This is a genomic window from Pedobacter miscanthi, assembly GCF_032678605.1.
Taxonomy (GTDB): Bacteria; Bacteroidota; Bacteroidia; order Sphingobacteriales; family Sphingobacteriaceae; genus Pedobacter; species Pedobacter miscanthi_A.
This window is the reverse complement of sequence record NZ_JAVTSU010000026.1, coordinates 16,937-40,947: the sequence shown is the minus strand read 5'-3', so window position 1 is coordinate 40,947 and position 24,011 is coordinate 16,937. Positions and strand designations below refer to the sequence as shown.

Sequence of the window (24,011 nt, the reverse complement as noted above, 5' to 3'; positions counted from 1 at the left end):
ATTTTAAATAAAAATTAGCATGAAACAACAAGTAAAAGCAGCTGAAGGTAAGCTGGGAATATTAATGCCAGGACTTGGCGCTGTAGCAACAACCATGATTGCCGGAGTTGCTGCCATTAAAAAAGGCATATCAAAACCAATCGGTTCGTTAACACAAATGGGCACCATCCGTTTGGGTAAAAGAACAGACAAAAAAGAACCAAAAATTAAGGATTTTGTGCCTTTAGCCAATCTGGAAGATTTAGTATTCGGTGGCTGGGATGTGTACGAAGATAACGTTTACGAAGCGGCATTAAATGCCCGCGTACTGGATGCCAACCTTTTGCGCGATGTACGTGAAGAATTGCAGGCCATTAAACCGATGCGTGCTGCTTTTGATAGAAACTACGTAAAAAACCTGGATGGTAAATATGTAAAAGACATCGATAACCGTTACGAACTGGCTTTAGCGGTAATGGAAGATATTAAAAACTTCAAAGCTGCAAATAACTGCGACCGTATTGTATTGGTTTGGTGCGGTTCTACCGAAATTTATTTCGAAGCATCAGAAGTTCACGAATCGCTTGCTGCATTTGAGCAGGGTTTAAAAGACAACGATCTTCGCATTGCGCCAAGTATGATTTACGCTTACGCAGCTTTAAAATTGGGTATTCCTTTCGCTAACGGTGCACCGAACTTAACGGTAGATATTCCTGCATTAATCGAACTGGCCAAAGAAACCAATACACCAATTGCTGGTAAAGATTTCAAAACTGGTCAAACTTTAATGAAAACCATTTTAGCACCAGGTTTGGCCGCACGTTCATTAGGCGTAAATGGTTGGTTCTCTGATAATATTTTAGGTAACCGTGATGGTTTAGTATTGGATGATCCGGATAACTTTAAAACCAAAGAAGTTTCTAAACTGGGTGTATTGGAAGATATCTTCAAGCCAGAGGTTAACCCGGATTTATATGGTGATATGTACCACAAAATCAGGATCAATTATTATCCGCCTCACGGTGATAACAAAGAAAGCTGGGATAACATCGATATTTTCGGTTGGTTAGGTTATAAAATGCAGATTAAAATCAATTTCCTTTGCCGCGATTCTATTTTAGCTGCACCAATTGTACTGGATCTGGCTTTGTTTATTGATCTGGCTAAACGTTCAAACATGTCGGGCATACAAGAATGGTTATCATTCTACCTGAAATCGCCGCAAACAATCCCTGGCGTACCAGCTGAGAACGATATTTTTAAACAGTTAATGAAACTTCAGAACACCTTACGTTACATCATGGGCGAAGAATTGATCACCCATTTAGGTCAGGATTACGAAGAAGAAATTATAGAAACAGTATAGTGTTTATCCACAAATTTCTCTCAACCGCCTTTGGGATCGGGTATATCGGTAAGGGCGCAGGTACTTACGCTGCTATCGCAACCTGCATCTGCTGGCACCTTTTACAGGGGCCATACATTAACCCGTATTTATGGCCGGTACTCATCACCATGTTCATTTTAATGATCGGGGTGATGAGTGCCGACAGGGTGGAAGAAATTTGGGGAAAAGACCATAACAGGGTAGTGATTGATGAAGTGGCGGGAATGTGTATTACCCTGTTATTTGTGCCTTTAAAGTGGCAATATACGCTTATCGGACTGGCTCTTTTTAGATTTTTCGATATCCTTAAACCTTTTTACATCCGCAAACTGGAAGAGCTTCCGGGCGGTTGGGGCGTAATGGCCGATGACGTGCTGGCTGGGATTTATGCGAACATACTCCTTCAACTGGTGGTGGCTTTCGAATTTTTTTAGATACATGCTTACCTACCTAAAAGCACAGGCATCTTCCTTAATGGCTTCTGCAACCGATTTTGGCGCGACCATTATTGCGGTAAACCTTTTTGGTTTGTGGTACCTGGCAGCAAGTATTATCGGGACCATTTGTGGCGGTTTTTTTAATTTTTATGTTAACCGGAAATGGGTTTTCCAAAGCCGGTCGAAGGAAGTGAAATGGCAGGCCTTCAGGTACATTTTGGTGTGGCTGGGTAACCTGGCCATTGTTACCTCGGGTGTGTTTATCCTCACCCATTTTTTTAATCTCAATTACGTACTCGCTAAAGTAGTCAGTTCGGTTTTAACCGGCATAAGCTACAATTATATCATGCAAAGGCAGTTTATTTTTACAAGTTAAATGAAACCTATTCATTCATTTTTTTTATTTCCGTTACTCGTTTTTATGGTGCAGGTAAATGCTTTTGCCCAAAGAACCGTAGTTTCCGGAACCGTGCGCGATGCCGTAACTAAAGAAACACTGCCTAATGTCTCTGTTTTTTTTAAAGATACCCAAATTGGTACGCAGACCGATGTAAATGGAAAATATACACTCGTTTCGTCTAATCCACAAAGCGAACTGAGCTTTAATTATGTAGGTTACCGTACCGTTTTCAAAAATATTTTACCTTCTGCTACACAGGAATTTGATGTAGTCCTGGTACCCGATGCAAGGGCTTTGGATGAAGTGATTGTTGTAGGAGGCAAAAAAGTGCGCTATCGTAATAAAGATAATCCTGCAGTGGAGTTAATCCGCCAGGTAATTGCCCATAAAGATGAAAATCGCATCAAAAGTTACAATACAGCATCTTTCAGGCAGTATGAGAAGATGTTATTCAGCCTGAGCAATGTTTCGGATAAGTTTAAGAACAAAAAAATGTTCAGGAATTACCAGTTTTTGTTTCAGGAGCAGGATTCGACCTTAATTGGAGGTAAAAACCTGTTGCCAGTGTACATTCAGGAGAAACTGGCCGATACTTACCTCAGTAAAAACCCCGAAAAGAACAAAACCATTGTAATCGGCGAAAAACAGGTTCAGTTTGATAGTCGATATATTGATAATAAAGGATTAAAGACCTATTTCGATCGGATGTACCAGGATATTGATATTTATAAAAACAATATTTCGGTCATCAGTAATGAGTTTTTGAGTCCGATTGCCGATGGTGCACCTTCTTTTTATAAATTTTTCATTACCGATACCATCAAAACCCGGAAACCGGAAATTATAGAACTGTCTTTTACCCCTCGTAATACCGGCGATATGCTGTTCGAAGGAAAGATATACGTCACCAATGATAGCCATTATGCTGTTACCGGTGCATCTTTTGGGGTAAATAAAAACATCAACCTCAACTTTGTGCGTGCCTTAAAAATCGATCTTGATTTTGAAGCCAATGATAAAGGCAAATACAGTTTAAGCAAGAGCAATTTACTGGCCGATTTCGGTATTGGAAAAACCAAAGGTATAGGTTTTACCGGAGAGCGTACCGTTACTTTTAAAAATTACCAGTTCGATACTACTTTGCCCGATACTATTTTCCAGGGAAAAAGTACCGTTGTATTGGCCGATGCAGCCAAAAGAAACGATCAGTTTTGGGAGAAAAACAGGCTCGATACCATCTCAAAGGACCAGTTGAAGATTTATGGAAATATCGATACCCTGCAGAATCTGCCTTCTTTTAAACGAACGATGAAAATCGTGACCCTTTTATTTGCAGGTTATCAGAATTTAGGACCTTACGAAATTGGTCCCGTTAATACCTTTTACAGTTTTAACAATGTAGAAGGTTTAAGGCTGCGTGTTGGGGGCAGAACTACGCCTGAATTAAGCAAACGTTATTATTTCGAAAATTATGTGGCCTACGGAATAAAAGATGAAAAATGGAAATTTTTCCTTTCAGGAACATATTCGTTCAACAATAAATCCATTTATGAATTCCCGCAGAATTACATCAGGGCGAGTTTTCAACGCGATACTAAAATCCCCGGGCAGGAGCTACAGTTTGTACAGGAAGACAACTTTTTGTTATCCTTTAAAAGAGGGGTAAATGATATGTTGCTGTACAACGATTTTTACCGTTTGGATTATGTAAAAGAGTTCGAAAACCACTTTTCGTATAACCTGGGTTTTAAAAAGTGGAGTCAAACACCAGCTGGAGGATTAAGTTACCTGAACGAAAATAACCAGTTGGTAAACCGCTTAACCACCAGCGAGGTTTCTGTACAATTAAGGTATGCACCAAACGAAAAGTTTTACCAGGGTAAAATTTACCGTGTGCCCATTGCCGATCGTTATCCGGTATTTAATTTACGCTATACCGCAGGTTTAAAAGGTGTTTTGGGTGGCGAATACAATTATCATAATTTATTGGGAAGCATTGATAAACGTTTTTATTTATCGCAGTTGGGTTATAGCGATGTAACGGTTGAAGGCAGTTATATTGCCGGAAAAGTGCCTTTCCCACTACTGGATATACATCGCGCTAATCAAACCTATGCTTACCAGCTTAACTCTTATAACCTGATGAACTTTCTGGAGTTTGTGAGCGATCACTATGTGAGCATCAATATCGACCATAATTTTAACGGCTTCTTTTTTAACAAAATACCTTTGCTCAAACGTTTAAAATTAAGGGAAGTGGTGTCGTTTAAAGCCTTATATGGTGGTTTGCGGAATGAAAATAATCCGAATTTCCAATCAGGTTTATATCAGTTGCCAATTTACGAAAACGGCGCACAACGGACGTATGCATTGGGTAACGATCCTTATATGGAAGGTAGTATTGGCGTGGGTAACATCTTTAAACTGTTGAGGGTAGATCTGGTAAAACGCTTCAATTACCTTAATAATCCAGAGGTTTCTGAATGGGGAATAAGGGCAAGGGTAAAATTTGATTTTTAAAAAATATGCAATGGAAACAAAATTAAGGGACAGCCTTCAGCAGGGCATATATAAAGTAATCAATCCTTTTGTAAAAGGGCTGATTAAGGTAGGTTTAACACCCAATATGGTAACCACCATTGGTTTAATCCTGAATATCGGTGTAGCCGTAATTTTTGTACTTGGTGCCGAAAAATCAAACCGTGACGATATGTCGTATATAGGTTGGGGAGGGGCACTGGTGCTTTTTGCAGGTTTGTTCGATATGCTCGATGGTCAGGTGGCACGATTAGGGAACATGAGTTCCAAATTTGGCGCACTGTACGATTCGGTACTCGACCGCTACAGCGAAATGATCATGTTTTTAGGCATCTGTTATTACCTTGTAGCGCACCATTATTTTTTAAGTTCGCTGTTTGCATTTATCGCCTTAATTGGTTCAATGATGGTGAGTTATACCCGTGCAAGGGCCGAAGGTTTGGGCGTAGAATGTAAAGGCGGTTTAATGCAGCGACCTGAGCGCGTGGTTACGATTGGTGTTTTTGCTATCGCCTGTGGTGTTGCCGGCTATTTTATCGGTGGCGATTATAAAGTATATGTGCCAGGAATTTCATTCCATGTTTTCGAAACGATGTCGATTTTTACCATGCCGATTACCATCATGGCCGTATTAACCAATATCACGGCTGTTAAACGCCTGCAAGAGGCAAAAAAAGGTCTCGAAGCACAAGAATTTAACGAAAGAAAAGGAAATAACAAGGCTGCATTAATTGCCGGATTCGTTTTGGTGACCAGCTTAAGTGGTTTAGTTTCTTTTAATACCCATGCACAGGGAAGCGATCCTTCACCAATTACTTTTCCGACACCGAAGGATATCAGCAACCAGCTTTTTTACCTGCAGCGCGATCCGAATACCAATACCATTATCTGCCAGTTAAATGTAGATAAACATGGCGAAGTGAATAAAGAACAGCCCGTAAATGTATTTTGGATGCGCTATGGTGATAAGGGCGAAAAGAAAGACCTCAGTTATATCCAGCGGAAATTTGCTTATGGCATTATCAGTAAAAATCTGGGAAACGGTCAGTTTGAGCTTCGTTTTACTTCGCATAAAAAACTGCCGATGTATTTGAATAAATCAGGCGCAGACAAAAAGTACCATGTTTTTGCAACAATAAACAATAAAAAAATGCAGCTGGAACGGATATTCCTTCGGATTGAAGGTGGAACGTTCTGGTTTCCGAATGTAAAATATGTAGAGATAAGGGGTTTTGATGCTTCGGAGCCTTCAAAAGTATTGATTGAAAGGATTAAGGTGTAGCGGAGGGTGAGTGGCGGGTAGCGTTGGGCGTTTTGGGGATGGCGTTCCCGTTCCTAACCAGTTCGTCATTGCGAGGAGGCTTTTTCGGCCGACAGCCTGCCCCGATTTTCGGGGAAGCAATCTTACTACTATGGGTTATAGCGATCGTTGTAAGATTGCTTCGTGCCTCGCAATGACGAACCTTTTTATTAAAATCTATAGCAGTTTGTCATTCTGAGTGCAACGAAGAATCTTTTGTTATGCATTGGGTTCCGTGTTTCATCGGTTAGGGATCCTTCACTGCGTTCAGAATGACAAAGGGTTGTATGAATGACGGCCAAACATAAATAGAATTGAATGTCAGTCTGAGCGTAGTCGAAGACTAAAAATAATTTACCAAATGAAAAAGAATTTTGTTTCAAATTCTACCGCATCCATCAGGATGTTTAAAAATGACTTTATGGAAAGTTTATCCAAAGTCCGGTTTTATGTGCCGTTGATCGTTTATATTCCGGTGATTGCCTTTCTTTTTTGGAAAGGGCTCCTGGAAGTACAAATGCCAGTGCTAAATTTCGCTGGCTGGTTTCTGCTGGGCTTAGCCATCTGGACCATTACCGAATACATGCTGCACCGTTATGTTTTCCACTTCGAACCAGATGCGGAGTGGGGCAAGAAGATCCATTTTATTTTCCATGGGGTACACCACGATTATCCCAACGATGCCAAAAGATTGGTAATGCCACCTTCAGCCAGTATCCCTATGGCTTTGGGCTTTTACTTTCTTTTCGATTGGTTGTTACCAGCCACAACCGTGTACCCATTTTTTTCCGGATTTATGATTGGTTACCTCTTTTACGATATGGTACATTATGCGCTTCATCATGCCAATTTTAAAAGTGGTTTCTGGAAAAAATTAAAACACCACCACATGCTTCACCATTATTCCGATTCGACAAAAGGGTATGGGGTAAGCTGGACATTCTGGGACCATATTTTTAGGTCTAATTTTGATAAAAAATAACATGCAGCAAGAAATTTTGCTTAAAAACAATTTTTATAACCTTCGGAATGTGTGCCTCACCACGGCCATTTCAATCGGATACCTTTTACTATCCACATTGTTGGTTGGTTTTAAAACCGATCAACTGGTGTTGATCTTTATTTTTAACAGCCTGTTTTATATTTCCGCAGGAACACGGCGTTTTATGCTCGGTTTTTCTATTTTCATTGTTTATTGGATCCTTTTCGATTACATGAAGGCTTTTCCAAATTACCTCTTCAATACCGTTCATATTAAAGATTTATACGAAACAGAAAAGGCTATATTTGGTATCAACCATAGCGGGATAAAACTTACACCAAACGAATATTGGAAGCTGAACAGCACCACATTTTTAGATGTATTAACCGGTATTTTCTACCTGATGTGGGTGCCCGTACCTTTGGCATTTGCTACTTTTCTTTTCTTTAAAAATAAGGATCAGTTTGTCCGCTTTTCGCTCACTTTTGTGTGGGTAAATTTATTGGGTTTTGTGGTATATTATGCCTTTCCAGCAGCACCACCCTGGTATGTACAGGAGCATGGGTTTGAGTTTATAGCCAAAACTGCCGGTAATACGGCTGGCCTGGCAAGGTTCGACCATTATTTTAATATCACCCTTTTTCAGGGGATATACAGCAAAGGTTCTAATGTTTTCGCTGCTATGCCGTCGCTTCATTCATCATACCCGGTTATTGTAGCTTATTATGGTTTAAAAAACAGGTTAGGAAAGATCAATATTTTCTTCCTTATGGTGATGATCGGAATTTGGTTTTCAGCTGTTTATACCAGTCATCATTATACCCTTGATGTACTTGCGGGAATTAGTTGCGCTACAATTGGGATCATCAGTTTTAATTATCTCGTTAAAAATACCAGGTTGAAGGCCTTTATCGGGAACTTTGTTAAAAAAATATAAGTGGAATGTAAGATGGAGAATGTGAGCCGGATGATGGATATCTTAAATTTGTCCGTAAGTCCGATGACGGTGGTCCGAAGACAAAGAGCCTGCATCAATAGCCAAATTTTTCTTTAATGAACTTAACTCCTTATGGTAAATTAGTCCGAAAGTCGGAAGACCGATGTCCGAAGTCAAATGGTACATATCCTAGTTCAAACTTTCTTAATGTTCTTAATTTTTTAATGGCCAATTATGCTTTATGCATTAGTGCCTGGATAATGGGAAATAAAAGCATGTTTTAATCATTAGTGCTTATGCTTTAATCATTAGTGCTTGTGCTTTAATCATTAATGCTTGTGCTTTAATCATTAGTGCTTGTGCTTTAATCATTAATGCTTGTGCTTTGATCATTAACGCTTGTGTTTTAATCATTAGTGCTTGTGCTTTAATCATTAGTGCTTGTGCTTTTATAATTAGTGCTTGTGCTTTTATCATTAATGCTTATGCTTTAATCATTAGTGCTTGTGCTTTAATCATTAGTGCTTGTGCTTTTATCATTAATGCTTGTGCTTTTATCATTAATGCTTGTGCTTTTATCATTAATGCTTGTGCTTTTATCATTAATGCTTGTGCTTTTATCATTAATGCTCGTGCTTTGATCATTAACGCTTGTGCTTTGATTATTAATGCTTGCGCTTTGATTGTTTACGCACGTGTAATGCTAATATCGTCCTCGTAGCGAAATATATTTATTCAATTTCCTTCCCAAACTGCTCCCTAAATGTTTTATACCGAGATCTTCCAATCGGCAATACCTCTCCATTTTTAAGCTGCAACTGATACCGGCTACCTGATGAAACAAGGATTTGATCAGCCCGAACAATATTAACAATATACGATTTATGGATGCGTTCAAAACCGAATGGTAAAATCCTTTCCAACGTATCTAAGCCTTTATCATGTAATTCTTTGGTGCCATTTGAAAGGTGGATTTCGCTATAAATCCCTGCACCCTGGATATAAGCAATATGTTCAAGTTCAATCAGTTTAATGCTTCCACTTTTCCTTACTGATAAATAACGTATCGAAGTGTTATTTTCCTTTGTTATGGTAATAGCACGACTAAGAGCAAGAAAAAGCCGGTCAGAATCAAATGGTTTCGGTACAAAATCGAGTACACCAAGCTCAAAGGCCCGCATTGCATTTTCCGTATTGGCCGATACTACAATGGTTTGAAAAGACCTTGATGTCATTGTACTTAATACCTCAAAACCGTCACGACCATTAAGATTTAGGTCTAATAATAAAATATTTACTGTTTCCTTCTCTAAAAAATCTATTCCCTTTTTTAGCGAATCTATAATGTTAATACTCGCATTTCCCTCAAAAAAATCATTGGTCATGCGTTCAATTCTTCTCGCAATCCGTGCTTCGTCCTCTATAATCAGTATTTTCATATTTCAATGTCTGATAAAGTTATTTTACTGAGCCAGCCTTGATTTGATGCTGCAGAATGAAAACTCCACCGGTTAGGATAGCTTTCTTCCAGTCTTGCACGGATGTATTTAAAACCACCACCACCAATCCGTTCATCCGAAAGTTCCCTGTTTTCGCCAATCGTTTCAAAAACATATTCCTTTTTACCCAAATCCTCCCTAAAAGTGAGCTTAAATTTCATACTCCCATCTTGTAAAGGTGCATTGTGCGTAATGCCGTTTTCAAGCAAAGTATGGATAATTGCCGGCGGTACCATCTCCGTATCTTTAATCCCGAAATCTTCCCATTGATAGGCAATTTCCTTTCTAAAACCCATTACTTTCAGGTGCATTTGGCAGAGCGAAATTTCCTGACGGATGGAGATCAGGCTTTCTTCGGCAATTTTGTTCATAATATCAAACTCCATAGCAAGTGCCTGGATAAATTCGGCACCTTGTTTAGGCGAATCCTCCACCCAATCCATAAGCGAAGTAAGCGTGTTTTTGATGAAATGAGGTTGTATATTCTTTTTAATCAGTTCCAGTTGCAGGCGGGTGGAGAGTAAAAGTGATGATTCATGTGCCTGTTCAATTTCCCGCATCCTGATGGTATGCAGGTAAAGCATCGCGAATACAATGAAAGTATAAAAGATAAAAATGCCAAAATCATAAACCAGGTACCCGTTCATCACAGCACTTGCCAGCATGCCAGCCAATACCAGCAAACTTCCTTTTTGTTTGCGGTAAATGGCCTCTAAAACCACCAATATCGTGGCAATCCACATGGCAAAACTGTAATACATTGCCGAAATATCGTAATGCCCATAGTGATAAATATAGATCGAAACCAATGTTATTAACAATGCCGAAAGCAACAATAATTTCCTTTTTGAGCTAAACTGGATGCTAAAATACATTGGAACGAGCATAGAAATGGAAAAGGTTAACCAGCCGATGATTTCCAGGCGGATAAAGAACTGCGGATAGGGGATTTCTATGTAATATTTAATATACTCCATAATCAAAAGCGAAAAAAAGAGCAAACAGATCACCGAAAAAATCAATACCGGGTAAGATCTTTTATGGCTGTTGAAATAGAGAAAAGCATAGTAGAAAAAAGCGATAAAAAAAGCACCAGCCATGATAAACATGAGGGATGATATCATCAGTGGTCTTCTGATCAGGTTAGCATAGGTATCTAATTTAAGCCCGGTACCACGTTGTAGGTGAGGGTAGCTGAACTGGGTGGCACGTAAAGCTACAGTATGCATGCCCAATGCCGAAAGCGAATCGGGGAGCAGAAAGTACAGGCATTCAGTTCCCGGAATTTCAGCTTTATCTATCGTGCCTGGTTTTCCATTACTGCCTATTTTTACGCCATCCCAATAAATTTCGTAAGCACCAAAGGCATCCACCTGAAGTCCTAGCAGACCACCTGAATTGGATATGAGTTTCATTTTGGCCCTGGCCCAGAAAATATTTTTACCGGTAAAACCACGGTCCGCCGACCATCCTTTTTGATCTAAATTTTTGGCCGACCATGCCATGTGATCTCCCGTTTTAAAAACAGGATCATATTCATTATAAAATACCTGCCGTTTACACGAAGAAAATAAAATAACAAATAAGAGCAGAAAATAGGCAGGTTTCATAAATCAAAAGTAATATAAAGATAATCCCTGCCCGTGCATTTCAAAAGGATATAGAGCTGTTCACATGTTTTTTTATCCATACTGCATTTTCCAGTGCTAATCTTGCAGCATGAAATACATCGCAACGCTTTTTCTTTTAAGTTTTTATCCTGCCTTTTTTTGTTTTGCACAAGCGCCTAAATTTACCGTAAATGGTCAGGTAAAAGAACATGCAGCTAAAGCCGACATACCCTTTGTAACGATCATTATTACTGATGCTGAAGGTAAAAACCTTGTTTCGGGCATGGCAGATGAAAAGGGAAGATTTACGCTCGCTTTTTCAGGAGGGAATAAACCATCCATCCAGTTCAGTTTTATGGGGTATGCAAAACTGGTCAAAACCTTAACTTTTGAGGACGGAAAAACGGTGATTAATTTAGGTACTGTGTTGATGGATCCAGATCCAACGCTGTTAAAAGAAGTTTCGGTTACTGCAGAGAAATCAGCAATCAGTTTAAAACTCGATAAAAAAGTTTTTGAAGTGGGGAAAGATATCCTTTCACAATCAGGATCGGTTTCCGAATTGCTTTCTGGCGTGCCTTCGGTTAGTGTAGATCCCGGTGGTGCAGTAAGCCTTCGCGGAAACAGCAGTGTGCTGGTTTTAATCAACGGCAGGCGTTCGGGCTTAACCGCTGGTGGGGCGCTCGAGCAGGTTTCGGCAGATCAGGTAGAACGGGTCGAAGTAATTACCAATCCATCATCGCGCTATGACGCATCCGGATCGGCAGGAATTATCAATATCGTTTTAAAAAAGAATAAAAAAAGTGGTTTTAACGGACAGCTAAGACTTGTTGGTGGGGTACCCAACGAAACACGCGTTTCACCCAGTTTAAATTTTAAATCCAATAAAATCAACCTTTTTTCTACCATTGGTGTACGTTTTTCGGATTATGTGGGACTTTATACCACCAATCAATCCGTAAAACAAAGCGGAAATTCCGTATTGCTTAACCAAAGGCAGGACGAAAACCGCCACGATGATGGGAGAATGGCTTATTTCGGGGCAGATTACCAGGCCGATAGCTTAAATACCTTTACGCTTGCTTACCTGCTAAACGCGACTAAAGATCATGATAAATCGAGTTTAGGTTACGATTATTCGAAAGCAGGAGCAGGTTTAGATAGCGCCTTACACAGAAGTGCAGAATCGTGGGAGCGGAGAAACTATAACCAGCTGGAGTTTAATTACACCCGGCTTTATAAAAAACCAGGAAAAAAACTCACAGTAGATATGCAATATGATTTTTGGAATAGCGATAAGGATTGGAACCTTGCCACCCAAAAAACAGCACCTGTCTTGCTGCAATTGCCTCAAATCCGCACCAGTTCAATCGGCTCCAACAAGGATTTTGCAGCGCAAAGTGATATGAGCGTTCCACTGGATAGCAATGCTGTTCTCGAGTACGGCATTAAAGGCGAAAACAGGAGTGTGGGCAGCGATTTTTTAGCCCAAAATGAAACAGCCAATGGCTGGGCAACTATCGAGAATATTGATAATGGCGTGGTTTACAACGAACTGATCGGCAGCGGGTACCTGCAGTTGAAGAATAAAACGGGACGTTTTTCTTATCAATTGGGTTTACGTGGAGAATACACCCGGGTTAAAATAGCCGACAGGAACAATGTTTACGATAACCTGAAAAATTATTTCAAACTTTTCCCAACCCTGCATTTCAGTTACGAACCCGGCAAGAGAACTACTTTGCAACTGAGTTACAGCAGGAGGATTAATCGCCCGGCACTTAACGACCTTTATCCTTTTAACGAAATCACCGATTTTAACTCGCGTTATATCGGAAACCCTGAACTCAACCCTTCTTATGCAAACGTGTTCGAATTGGGATTGCTTAGCCATTTTGGAACCTTAACCATAAATCCATCGGTGTATTACCAGCACCAAACGGGTTCAATTATCGATTACAGCTACCGCGAAAACGGACTTTTTATCTCCACACCCGTTAATATCGATCTGGAGCAACGCTCGGGCATGGAACTTTCCATGATTTATAATCCCTATAAATGGTTACAAATGAATATGGAGATGAATGTGTACCATTTCCGTCAGCAGGGTTTTTACAACAGCCAGGATTTAGCCTTTTCCGGAAATATACTATCGGGCAGATTTGGTACCCAGATTAAATTACCAGGTAAATCGAGTGTACAGTTACGTTATAATTTTACGGGGCCAAGAAATGCTGCACAGAGCAAAAGAGCCGCTGTTCATGGCATAGATTTGGGCCTGGCACAGAATTTCTGGAAAGACCGCGCAAGTTTGCTTTTTGATGTAAACAACCTGTTCGAACTTAGAAAGTTTTCAACTACAACCATCGGACAGGATTTTAATATTACGCAGGTATACATTCCAAATGCAGCAAGGTATCGTTTAACTTTTGTTTACCGTTTAAACCTAACGGGAGATCAGGGAATAAGGCAAGCAAAAAGTGGTAACAGAAATTAAACAGGCATTTTGTTTGCATAATCCATTATACAATTCAACTTTTATCTTGCAAAAGATAAACACACTAGGGACAAAAGGCCGCGGATGCGGCCTTTTTTTTGTATTAAAGCAATAAAATGTGTTTTTACTCATCATTACAAAGTGTGGAAATTTTATATTAATGGGGAATAAATTTCCCATTTTTCTTCAATTACCTGAAGAAAAGAGATTACGTTTTATTAGTGTAAATATTTTTTACTGGCCCGCTGCTTTGGAGAAGAAGGGATATTTTGATTTTTAATAAAATAAAGAGGGTACTTCGTATATCCCTGTACTTTTCCCCTCTTTTTTGCAATAACTGGTATTATCTCGTTAAAAGATAATGTAGAAATAAAGAGTCATCCCTTACTCATTTGATCTCAACAGTTAGCGCCTGATGATCAACGCTCTTAATGATCTGGTGTAAACTTACGGCAAGATGGAATACGATAAAATGAAGAATAGTTCAATAGGCAGTTTTACTCCATGAGTACGTAGAATAATTCGATGAAGGATTTAGACCTTTCCTTTTAATGAGTTTTGTAGGCGATATTATAAAGCAATGCCAGGGGTAAATTTTAATTGTTTAATGAACCATACTGGGATGATTAAAAAAAATGTTTAGCCGGCTTTGGAAATTAAATGATTTACGGCATCGAGAAATGTCCTGAAATCGACAGGTTTGACTAATAGTTTATCGCCATTTACCAGGTCGCTGATGGCATAAGTACTGTGCGAACTGATGAATACAATAAATTTTACGTTGTTTCTGAGCATACGGGCAATATCGAATCCGGAAACATCCATTTCAATGTCTAAAAAAAGGAAATCTATCTTTTGGTAGGTCTTAAAAGCCGCCATCGCATCTACCGGACTCGTAAAACTTCCTTTTAGTTCCAGGTTTTCAATATTGGAGATATAGCGTTCAATAATCTTGGTGAAAATGACTTCATCATCTAAGATAACGCAGTTATATGGTAAGGTTGAGGTATTCATATGCTATTCTTTATTGTATAGTAAAACGCTACAAAATGAAATTGACTAAGCATTAATCACCTGAAAAGAATTGATTTTTTTATACTGTTAATTTAAGCAATAATTGTGAGAATATAAACGAATTAATGCTTAGGCATTTTGAGGCGAAGGCTTAAAATACCGGTCGACAATGGTGAGCAAGCAAAAAACAAATAAGCCACCAATAATTGAAGCCACAATGTCCAATACATCAAAAGTGCGGCCTTCCATAAGTGGTTGTGCAACCTCATACAAAACCATAATAAAGCAACCCATTAAACTCATTCTTAATGGACTTTCATTTTCTCCTTTAATCACTACATAAATCAGCGTGGCCAATACTACAGCCACAAAGTTTGGAATGGATCCGGCTAAGATAGAATCGCGACCGTAATGTTTAAAAAGGTATGCTCTAAAACCCAGTTCCATACAGGCCGTGGCGGACAGGGCTAAAATTAATAAAACTAAATGTACTTTTTTACGCTTCGATATTGCATCCATTCGGCTATTTTTATTGGAAATAGGATAATGAAATTGATGGAATGTTACAGAATGAAGATGAATCGTTATTGAGAAGCCGGTTTTTTACTGACAGATTTTTAGTTAAGATATTAACCTGATTTCAAATTGTGTATCGTTAGCTTTTACTGTTTTTAGGGAAAACTCAAAACCATGGTTTAACAAAATTTCACGTACCAGGGTAAGTCCAATACCCTGACCATCTTTTTTAGTGCTAAAAAACGGGCTAAACAATTGTTCGGTATCCTGCTGCGAAATTCCTTTTCCGGTGTCAGAAATGATAAGTAGGCTTTGCGGTTCATCTAAAGTAAGCTTTATCGTTCCCGTTTCTCCAATGGCTTCAATGGCATTTTTAACAACATTAATCAATGCCTGCTCCATCTGTTCTACATCAGCAAAAATAAAATAGGGTTCATCGCTTACCTCCATTTTGATGGTAATGTTTTTTTCGTTTGCAGCATAGTACATCAACTCAGATACCGATCTGGTGAGTGCCGCAAGATCTGTTTTCTTTCGGTTTGCTTCCGGTAGTTTAACCAGGTCTGCAAAATTTCGCATAAAAACATTCAGGTTCTGGTTTCTTTCTGCAGCAACCTTCATCGCATTTTTTAGTGCAGAATGATCATCATTTAACCAAAGGTTTTGTTGCGATAATGCCGTGTTAATAATGGAATTTACCGGGCCAACGGTATTGTTTACTTCGTGCGCCATCATTCGGATCACTTTACTGTAAACACTTTTTTCTGCAGCAAAAATCTCTGCGGTTACTTCTTCCAGCATAATGAAAATGCGCTCAAAACCGCGATCGATAAACCGCGATTTCTGGATTTTGTAAGTATGGAGTCCATTGGTACGTAATGTTTTAGAAATGCCTGTTTTCATCCCGTTGAGCTGATTTTCGAGCAGGTTCGGATTATCGGCCAGAATTTCGGTTGCCTTTGGATTAATCTGTTTTATTTCTCCGTCGTAATCCAATATAATGATGCCTGTTGGCGAAGTTTGCACCAGTTTTTCGAGAAAGAAATGTTGTTCCTGCTGTTTGGTCCGCTCTGTCCGCAGTTCATCAATCATCCGGTTGTATACATCAACCAGTCCATCTACTTCTTTTTTGCCGGTTAGCAGAAATTTAACATTAAAATCTTTATCCTTTATAGCCGAAATACCCTGCCGCAGATAGGTAAGGGGCGCAATTAACTGTTTATATAAACTGAGTGAAATCAATATAGAAATGATAATAAATACCTCTGTAAATAGGAAAATGAGCTTATTTTCTTTAAAAATAAAATAACTCATCACCAGGCAGGTGAGGTGGAGTATTACCAGGAAAAGGATGTACTTAGTCTTCAGTTTCATTAAAAGGAATTTGATATTTTTCTAACCTGCGGTATAAAGCGTTTCTGGTAATACCTAAAGATGCTGCGGCCCTGGTAATCCGGTTTTTATGAAAATTCATCGCCTGTTTAACCATTTCGGCTTCCATTTGGTCTAATGTCATCGTACCTACTCCAGGCAGTTTCACTTTTTCATTTTTCTGGGGAGATAAATTTAACTGCGATTTAAAATCATCAATGCCCAGTTCGTTTTTACTGCTGATTAAAATGGTGCGTTCTACCAGGTTTTTTAACTGCCTGATGTTGCCGGGTAAAGGCAGTTGTTGAAGCCATCGCATGGCCTGTGGCGATATAGATAAATCGGGGCGGTTGTAAATCTCTTTCATGTTTTTAATGAAGAAATTAACCAGCAGCGGAATATCTGACGAACGTTCTCTTAAGGCAGGTAGATGAATGGTGATTAAATTGATCCGGTATAATAAATCTTCTCTAAAGAGGCCAGAAGCCACCATATCATTCAGGTTTTTATTGGTGGCGCAAACTACACGGGTATCAACGGTTTTAGTACGGCTGCTGCCCAATACTTCATAAGTTCGATCTTGTAATACCCTTAACAGTTTTACCTGACTTGAGGCTTCCAGATCACCGATTTCATCTAAAAATATGGTGCCTTTATTGGCCATTTCGAAACGACCTGTTCTATCGAAACGGGCATCGGTAAAGGCGCCACGCACATGGCCAAACATTTCGCTCTCAAAAAGAGAAGAAGAAATACCGCCAAGGTTTACTTTGACAAATGGTTTGTTTATGCGGTTACTGTTTTCGTGAATGGCCTCTGCAATCAGTTCTTTACCTGTACCACTTTCGCCGGTAATGAGGATGGAAGCATTGGTAGAAGCCACACGCCCGATGGTTTCGAGAATGGATAACAACCCCGGATCTTCACCAATAATCTGCTTAAAATGATGCTTTTTATCAAGCTCTTTTCTGCTCCTTGAGATTACTTTTTTACCGTTTAACTGTAATAAGGTATCAATTGACTGCAATACATAATCATTGCTCCAGGGTTTATTGATAAAATCGTTGGCACCAAGTTTCATGCCTTGTACCGCTAATTCTATACTGGCCCAGCCTGTTATTAAAATAATTGGTAAGGCGGCATCAAAAGCTCTTATTTTTTTGAGGAGCTGCATGCCTTCTTTTCCTGAAGTATCAATAGAAAAATTCAGGTCCAGTATAATAAGTTCAGGCTTTTGGGTTTTAACTACCTCAAAAGCCTGAGCTGGACTATCTGCTGTAACAATTTCATTTCCTGTGCCTTTTAACAGGAGTGAAAGTGAAGTTCTTACCGCAATGTCGTCATCAACAATTAATATCATATGCGAAGTTAAGATAAGTTATTCTTCGTGCAATGCAATGGCAGGGTGGATCGCTGCAGCCTGTTTACCGGGATACAATGAGCAGAACAAAACCAGCAGATAAATGAACAATACTGCTAACAGCATCGCAACAATGTAAACGCTTGCAGGGATATTGAAAACACTTAACAGTGGAAATTGAATGGCAAAGAAACATCCTACAATTAACGACATGGTTGCCAGTATCATCGCTTCCATTACCAGTTGGTACGAAACCGAACGGCCACTTGCTCCAATAGCCCTGCGTAAACCGATTTCACCTTTTCTTTTATTAATATTGTACCACAATACCCCAAATAAACCTAAGGCTACGTTAATAATAAGGAAAGTAGCGATGATGATAAAAATAACCATTGGGATAATGGTTTGCCTGTTTCTCGTATCACGCATTTCATTTACATGTTGTATTTCTATCGCGCTATGTGTAGCGGTTGCCATAAATTTATAAAGCCCGCTCTCAAATGTTGCATCGGCATTTGCACGTACTCTAATTAAAAGCGTGCCTGTCCACTTTAAAGAGCCGGTATCCAAACGGCTAAACATGGCATTATTTCCCGGCTGGAAATCGCCGTTGGCTTTAATATCCGCTACTACACCAATCACCTTTAATTTGTTTTTGTCGTCATAATCTCCAATCAGTTTACCTGTAGCTTTTTGGCTGCCGAACATCTCATTCTTTAACGTTTCATTAATAATAACACCTTTATCTTTACCAACAGCATCTTCCGGTAAAAACCATCTTCCTTCCAGCAATGGAACTTTCCATACCTTTTGATAATCATCGCCTACCATGAAATTGCTTACACGATCGAATTTTCGCCTGTTTTGCGTTAGGCCTGTACTCATAAAACTATCTGAATATGGATAATTGGAGCTTGAAAAAGTTATGTTTTCAATTTGCGGCATGGCTTTTAATGCTTTTGTAAGGTTATCATAAAAAATAGCCAGCGAATCATTATTTTTTGGAAGCTGACGATTGCCATAAGAAACCGACCAAACATTTTTATAATCGAAGCCAAGTGCTTTGCTGTAATTTTGATAGTAATAGGTGAGGTAAGAAAAAACAGCAAATATCACCATGAAAGAAATCAGGATTTCGGAAAGGAAAAGAAAGTTCTGCTTCCTTTTGTTCCATATTAGTTTAAATAAATGTTTAAACATCATCATATCTTTTAATTTAGGCTTTAAGTGCTTTAACTACATTTAGTTTCGACATTCTCCAGGCCGGGTAAACGCCAGAAATCAACCCGAAAAACACACAGGCCAGAAAGCTGTAGCACAATACAGAGAAATTCATAGTTAGCTTTATGTTGGATACAAAATTCGTTTCGTTAATGAGTGCAATAACCAGAAGGGAAAGCATTACACCAATAAATCCACCGAGAAAGGTCAGGATCATGTTTTCAACAATAAATTGATAAACCAACGTTTTTGAGGAAGCACCGAATGCTTTGCGCACACCAATTTCTGAGGATCGCTCCATAATCCTGGTGATGTTGATATTAACCAGGTTAATGGTTGGAAGCAGCAGAAACAGCAGCACAAATCCGCCGGCCATGGTAATTACTTTTGCCACTGCACCATTGGTAGAGTTGCCTCCAATTCTTCTGCTAATGCTGGTGAAAAATGGATCAGCGTTGCAGTACAGTTTATCAAAATCTTTGGGGATTGGCACTTTTTTTATCATCTGGTCGAATTCCTTTTTCAGTTTAGGGATGTCGGCCTTACTTTTTGCCAGTAATATTGCATTATAACTGCCCATTATATTTTGATTGTTGTCGTGGTTATCTTTAGAAAGGCTATAAGGTAAATACATGTCTCCACTAAAATTTCGGACCGTTTCTGATACGTTCTCAACCACTCCAATTACCCTGTAGTTAATGTTGTCAGCAGAAATGTATTGGCCCACAACTGATTTTTCATCACCAAAATAGGCCTTTCTGGTTTCTTCAGATATGACGGCCACTAGTTCTGCATTGTCTATTTCCTTTTGCGAAAATGCTTTTCCTTCCAGGAATTTATATTCGAGCACATTCCAGTAATCGGCATTGGTATATTGATAGTTGATGACGAGTTTTTTATTATTTACGTAAGCATTTGATGCTTTGGCACTGGAGGTAATGCCCATTTTTTGCAGGTTTTTTAAGGTAGCTACATTATGTTCCAAAAAGTAGACGGAAACATTACTGCTATTCATCCAGCCTTCTTTAGAATTTTTAATTTCAATTCTTTCTATATACAAAGAGCGGTCTCTTTTATAATCCGGGTAATCCGGGCTGATCATTTTATCCACGAGCGCAGTAACCACCATCAAAATGGTGAGCGTAAAGCTAATCCCGAACAGGCTGATGAAGGTGAAGAACTTTCTTCGCTTCAATACAGCTATGGCTATCTTAAAGTAGTTTTTTAACATAACAGGGATTTATTGAACTTGTGAACCATCAAATAACCGCACCAAACGGTGTGTTTTATGCGCCATACTTTCATCATGTGTAACCATTACAATGGTGGTACCTCCATTTTTATTCAGGTTTATGAGGATATCCATAATTTCGTTCCCCATCGCACTGTCCAGGTTTCCGGTGGGTTCATCGGCCAAAATAATCTGCGGATTACCAACAATGGCCCTTGCAATGGCTACACGCTGCCGCTGCCCGCCCGAAAGCTGTGTAGGGAAATGTTTTAAACGGTTGCTTAACCCAACTTTTTCTAAAGCTGCGGCGGCTAGCATTTTACGTTCTTTAGCTGATGAATTGCGGTATAATAAAGGAAGTTCTACATTGTCGAGTACCCTTAAATCGTTAATCAGGTGATAGCTTTGGAAAATAAAACCCAGTTTCTGGTTCCTGAATTTAGCCAGTTTTTGGTCGGAAAACTGGCTGATATCCTGCTCATCAATTTTAATGTTCCCTTTAGAAGGCTCATCCAGTAAACCCATGATGTTAAGGAGGGTACTTTTGCCACAGCCCGATGGTCCCATGATAGAAAGAAACTCACCCTTTGCAATATCAAGGCTGATCCCGTTTATGGCCAATGTTTCCACCGTATCGGTCCGGTAAACTTTTTCAATGTTGTGTAAGCGTATCATAATGTATAATTAGTAATTAAGATTTATTAATAGGTTATTTTTCTGTTTTTTTCGAAATCGTAAAGCGACAGGTAACGGAGTTGATAATAAGCGCCCCAGAAATCGCGTAGAGATGAAACATAATCGCGTTTTGCCCTGTCGTTTTCCTGGAAAGCAATACTAAGGTCGGTGATGCTTAAATTACCCAACACATAGCGCTCACTGGCTATTTTGTATTTTTCGGCAGCAATTTTTTCGGCTTCATCTGTCAGCTTGATCTGTTCTTTCATCATATTAAAAAGGGTTACCTGCGTTATAATCTGTTGTTTAAAAGTCTGCTTGTCCTGCTCAACAGCGTAAGTAGTAAGCTGTTCATTTGCCTGCGCCGTTTTGGTACGCGATTTCGATCTTCCCCAATCCATCACCGGGATAGAAAGCTGCAACTCCACTGATTGCTGGTTTTTTGGCGAACGATAAATATCAAAAGCGCTGTTTGCCGCATTGGAGAAACCCAGATTGGCTCGTAAAGTTGCCGTTAAACCGTTTTCGCCTTTGGCCTTTGCCACATCTCTTTTTGCTTCGGCCAAACGGCGGATAAAGGCAATGGCTTCAGATCGATTTTCGAAAGCTTCGCCCAATACTTTATCCGCAACCACCGTCATTTGCGCCACCACCGAAGGCATATCCAGTTTAATCCTGTCGCTACCTTCAATGCCAATGTAACTCCGTAGGTTCAGGGTGGCAATTTCTACATCGCGTTTAGCCGTTCCCACCGCTTTCTGGGCATTTAAAACTTCTAACTGTAGTTGTAAAATCTCATTTTTTGAAATTTTACCCAATTCAAATTTGGTATTGGCAATGGTTAAAATGCGCCTGGTATTGGTATAATTTACATCAGCAATGTTCAGGTTTACCTGTGCCAGCAATAAATCGAAAAAATACTCGGTAACCGTAATGGAAATCTTTTCCTGTGTTTCAATAAAAACCTGTTTGCTTTCGTTAAATTTTAATGGTTCTATTTTTTTGTCCCACTTTAAACTATTAAACTGAAGGAGGGGCTGGGTATAACCAATGCCGTAAGGAATACCGTTATACAATACGCTGTTCCTGTCGAAATCGTCAAAGCGTTGTAACTGCGTAGTGCCATAAATGGTTCCACCCGTAGTGGCAATACTTTGGGTAAAATTTAAGGTTAAAGAAGAGTTATCATAATGTACAGGCTGAAAAAGGATGGTTCCGTTAGGTTGCTGTACTTGCGTGTAGGTTTTAGTATAGCCCGGTAAAACCCCTTGCAAAGCCAGTTGAGGCTGATAATTAGATTTAAATGTACGCCATTCCCAATATTTGGTCTCTTTTACGGTGATGGCCTGTTTTGCGGCAATGGAATTGGCTTTGGCCATTTCTACCACTTGCTGTAACGTTAATTGCAGGGTATCTGCTTTTTGAAAGGAGAAACCTTTAACACTTAATATTACCAGTAAACCCATAAGTAAAAATTTCATTTGCATCATTTTAATTACTAATGGTGATGGTTTTAGTGTTTTTATAATCGCCCATGTCTGACGTGATTACTTCATCGCCCGCTTTTAATCCACTCAGAATTTCTACATAATCGAAATTACTCAAGCCGGTTTTAACCGAACGACGTTCCGCAACCCCGTTTTTCAATACAAAAACATCCTGAAGGTTCGAGCCGTTAAATGCCGGACCGTTGGCGATCCGTAGAACGCCGTTTCTGGTCGTGGTAACCAGAAAAACATCAACTTTTTGGTTAGGACGGAGTTCTTTACTGTCTTTTTCATTCAACTGGATATCGAAAGAAACAATGGCATTGTTCACAGCAGGTGAAATGTTCACCACAGATCCGCGCAACTGCGTATTGCCAATACGGATAATGGCAGTCATGTTGTTGTGGATTTTATCCAGCAAGTTATCAGACATGCTTCCGGCGACCTTAAATCCACTTAAATCGGCAATTCTAACCAGCGCATCACCTTCGTGTACGCTGGCGCCTATGTTTTTATTTACCCAGGTAATTACGCCCGGCCGGGTAGCAATTACATCAGCCAGATCGAGTTTGCGTTTTAAAGCATCAAGATCTTTCCGTTGGATGGCCAGCGAAATTTCTGCTTCCCTGATTTCGATTTTCATCGTCTGCTGTTTGCTCTTGATTTCGTTTTCAAGCTGAAGTTTCTCCAGTTCGGCAACTTTCAGATTCAGCGCTGCCGCTTCTACATCTTCTTTGGTTCCTCCACCAGCTTTTAGCAACCTTTTTGCCGAAGAAACCGCATCGTTTAGGTTGCTGATCCGTAACTGTTTAATGCTGTTGTTCGATTTGATGTCGTAAAAGCTCTTCTCCAGATCAAGTTTCAGTTTGCGGATCTCGTTTTCTTTCGATTCCATCTGAAACTCCAGTTTACCATAATCTGTTTCGCTCACCGATTTATCAAGTGAAAGGATCGATTCTCCCTTTTTTACTTTATTGCCCGCATCCATCAGTACGTTTTTGATCGACGCATTAATCGGACTGGTTAAAACTTCTTCAAATTCAGGAAGTACCTCGCCCGTGGCATTAATTGTATTTTCGATAATGCCAGTTTCTACTTTGGCGGTAGTAAAATCAGACTGGGTTAACGATGGTTTGAAAAAGAACCGGACGAACCAGATCGCAAGCACTAAAATGATTATGATAACGAAAATAACGAGGTAGGTTTTTTTCTTCCTTTTCGAAGAAACCTCTTCTTCAATGAGTTTGTCCATTTAAAATAGTTTACACCTGGCTTTACAATAGGTGTGCCATTGTTAAATTATTGTAATTCAGTGTTTTATTTCTTTTTTAAAATTTAAAAATGCCCGATATCGAACATCTTGTTTGTTAATGGACAAAATGAGTCCTTAATCTGAAGTTCTCCGTTTAAAGTTTTTGTTTTTATAAAAGCAAATTATAATAGAGAAGTCGTAATTGCTGAGGAGGAACGACGAAGCAATCTTACAAAATTTGGTTATAGCGATCCCATTAAGATTGCATCCCTGAAAGGTCGGGACAGGCTGCCGGCTGAAAAAACTTGTTCGCAATGA

At 39.4% G+C, this 24,011-nt stretch carries 21 protein-coding genes; 8 read left to right on the top strand and 13 right to left on the bottom strand.

Features of this window, described 5'->3' with window-relative positions; genetic code table 11:
* Positions 1-19 precede the first annotated feature (19 nt).
* From R2R28_RS26380 to R2R28_RS26350, 7 genes are all read left to right on the top strand, one after another.
* Positions 20-1,345 (top strand): inositol-3-phosphate synthase, encoded by a 1,326-nt coding sequence (locus R2R28_RS26380; RefSeq protein ID WP_316828649.1) that lies wholly within the window; start codon positions 20-22, stop codon positions 1,343-1,345.
* A complete protein-coding gene (locus R2R28_RS26375; protein WP_316828648.1) occupies positions 1,345-1,800 on the top strand; it encodes a phosphatidylglycerophosphatase A in 456 nt (151 codons plus the stop codon). Before R2R28_RS26380 ends, R2R28_RS26375 begins: the two co-directional genes overlap by 1 nt.
* A gap of 4 nt (positions 1,801-1,804) precedes the next feature.
* Positions 1,805-2,179: a GtrA family protein gene (locus R2R28_RS26370; protein ID WP_316828647.1), complete on the top strand. Its 375-nt coding sequence runs from the start codon at positions 1,805-1,807 to the stop codon at positions 2,177-2,179.
* A complete protein-coding gene (locus tag R2R28_RS26365; RefSeq protein WP_316828646.1) occupies positions 2,180-4,723 on the top strand; it encodes a DUF5686 and carboxypeptidase-like regulatory domain-containing protein in 2,544 nt (847 codons plus the stop codon).
* A gap of 10 nt (positions 4,724-4,733) precedes the next feature.
* On the top strand, positions 4,734-6,023 hold the full coding sequence (locus R2R28_RS26360) for a DUF4833 domain-containing protein (protein ID WP_316828645.1): 1,290 nt from the start codon (positions 4,734-4,736) through the stop codon (positions 6,021-6,023).
* A gap of 379 nt (positions 6,024-6,402) precedes the next feature.
* A complete protein-coding gene (locus R2R28_RS26355; RefSeq protein ID WP_316828644.1) occupies positions 6,403-7,023 on the top strand; it encodes a sterol desaturase family protein in 621 nt (206 codons plus the stop codon).
* A gap of 1 nt (position 7,024) precedes the next feature.
* Positions 7,025-7,960, top strand: coding sequence for a phosphatase PAP2 family protein (locus R2R28_RS26350; RefSeq protein WP_316828643.1), 936 nt, complete (start codon positions 7,025-7,027; stop codon positions 7,958-7,960).
* A gap of 294 nt (positions 7,961-8,254) precedes the next feature.
* On the opposite strand, the gene R2R28_RS26345 is transcribed toward R2R28_RS26350, so the two are convergent.
* The 4 genes from R2R28_RS26345 to R2R28_RS26330 all read right to left on the bottom strand — a co-directional run bounded on the left by R2R28_RS26345 (position 8,255) and on the right by R2R28_RS26330 (position 11,069).
* A complete protein-coding gene (locus R2R28_RS26345; protein ID WP_316828642.1) occupies positions 8,255-8,437 on the bottom strand; it encodes a hypothetical protein in 183 nt (60 codons plus the stop codon).
* Positions 8,438-8,443: 6 nt separating this feature from the next.
* Positions 8,444-8,605 (bottom strand): hypothetical protein, encoded by a 162-nt coding sequence (locus R2R28_RS26340; RefSeq protein WP_316828641.1) that lies wholly within the window; start codon positions 8,603-8,605, stop codon positions 8,444-8,446.
* A gap of 86 nt (positions 8,606-8,691) precedes the next feature.
* Complete coding sequence (locus tag R2R28_RS26335) at positions 8,692-9,399, bottom strand: LytTR family DNA-binding domain-containing protein (protein ID WP_316828640.1); 708 nt, start codon at positions 9,397-9,399, stop codon at positions 8,692-8,694.
* Positions 9,396-11,069 carry a histidine kinase gene (locus R2R28_RS26330; protein ID WP_316828639.1) on the bottom strand — a complete coding sequence of 558 codons (1,674 nt, stop codon included), beginning with the start codon at positions 11,067-11,069 and terminating at the stop codon, positions 9,396-9,398. Before R2R28_RS26330 ends, R2R28_RS26335 begins: the two co-directional genes overlap by 4 nt.
* A gap of 109 nt (positions 11,070-11,178) precedes the next feature.
* On the opposite strand from R2R28_RS26330, the gene R2R28_RS26325 reads away from it, so the two are divergent.
* Positions 11,179-13,566, top strand: a complete 2,388-nt coding sequence (locus R2R28_RS26325) for a TonB-dependent receptor domain-containing protein (RefSeq protein ID WP_316828638.1) — start codon at positions 11,179-11,181, stop codon at positions 13,564-13,566.
* Positions 13,567-14,205: 639 nt separating this feature from the next.
* Here R2R28_RS26325 and R2R28_RS26320 read toward each other — a convergent pair.
* The 9 genes from R2R28_RS26320 to R2R28_RS26280 form a co-directional block, all read right to left on the bottom strand.
* A complete protein-coding gene (locus tag R2R28_RS26320; protein WP_316828637.1) occupies positions 14,206-14,580 on the bottom strand; it encodes a LytR/AlgR family response regulator transcription factor in 375 nt (124 codons plus the stop codon).
* Positions 14,581-14,709: 129 nt separating this feature from the next.
* On the bottom strand, positions 14,710-15,099 hold the full coding sequence (locus R2R28_RS26315) for a hypothetical protein (protein ID WP_410479199.1): 390 nt from the start codon (positions 15,097-15,099) through the stop codon (positions 14,710-14,712).
* A 102-nt stretch (positions 15,100-15,201) separates the two neighbouring features.
* Positions 15,202-16,470: a sensor histidine kinase gene (locus R2R28_RS26310; RefSeq protein WP_316828636.1), complete on the bottom strand. Its 1,269-nt coding sequence runs from the start codon at positions 16,468-16,470 to the stop codon at positions 15,202-15,204.
* Positions 16,454-17,827, bottom strand: a complete 1,374-nt coding sequence (locus tag R2R28_RS26305; RefSeq protein WP_316828635.1) for a sigma-54 dependent transcriptional regulator — start codon at positions 17,825-17,827, stop codon at positions 16,454-16,456. Before R2R28_RS26305 ends, R2R28_RS26310 begins: the two co-directional genes overlap by 17 nt.
* An 18-nt stretch (positions 17,828-17,845) precedes the next feature.
* Positions 17,846-19,033: an ABC transporter permease gene (locus R2R28_RS26300; RefSeq protein ID WP_316828634.1), complete on the bottom strand. Its 1,188-nt coding sequence runs from the start codon at positions 19,031-19,033 to the stop codon at positions 17,846-17,848.
* A gap of 10 nt (positions 19,034-19,043) precedes the next feature.
* Positions 19,044-20,279 carry an ABC transporter permease gene (locus tag R2R28_RS26295; RefSeq protein ID WP_316828633.1) on the bottom strand — a complete coding sequence of 412 codons (1,236 nt, stop codon included), beginning with the start codon at positions 20,277-20,279 and terminating at the stop codon, positions 19,044-19,046.
* A gap of 9 nt (positions 20,280-20,288) precedes the next feature.
* Positions 20,289-20,954, bottom strand: a complete 666-nt coding sequence (locus R2R28_RS26290; protein ID WP_316828632.1) for an ABC transporter ATP-binding protein — start codon at positions 20,952-20,954, stop codon at positions 20,289-20,291.
* A gap of 26 nt (positions 20,955-20,980) precedes the next feature.
* Positions 20,981-22,435 (bottom strand): TolC family protein, encoded by a 1,455-nt coding sequence (locus R2R28_RS26285; protein ID WP_316828631.1) that lies wholly within the window; start codon positions 22,433-22,435, stop codon positions 20,981-20,983.
* 10 nt (positions 22,436-22,445) lie between these two features.
* Positions 22,446-23,693 carry an efflux RND transporter periplasmic adaptor subunit gene (locus tag R2R28_RS26280; protein WP_316828630.1) on the bottom strand — a complete coding sequence of 416 codons (1,248 nt, stop codon included), beginning with the start codon at positions 23,691-23,693 and terminating at the stop codon, positions 22,446-22,448.
* Positions 23,694-24,011 lie beyond the last annotated feature (318 nt).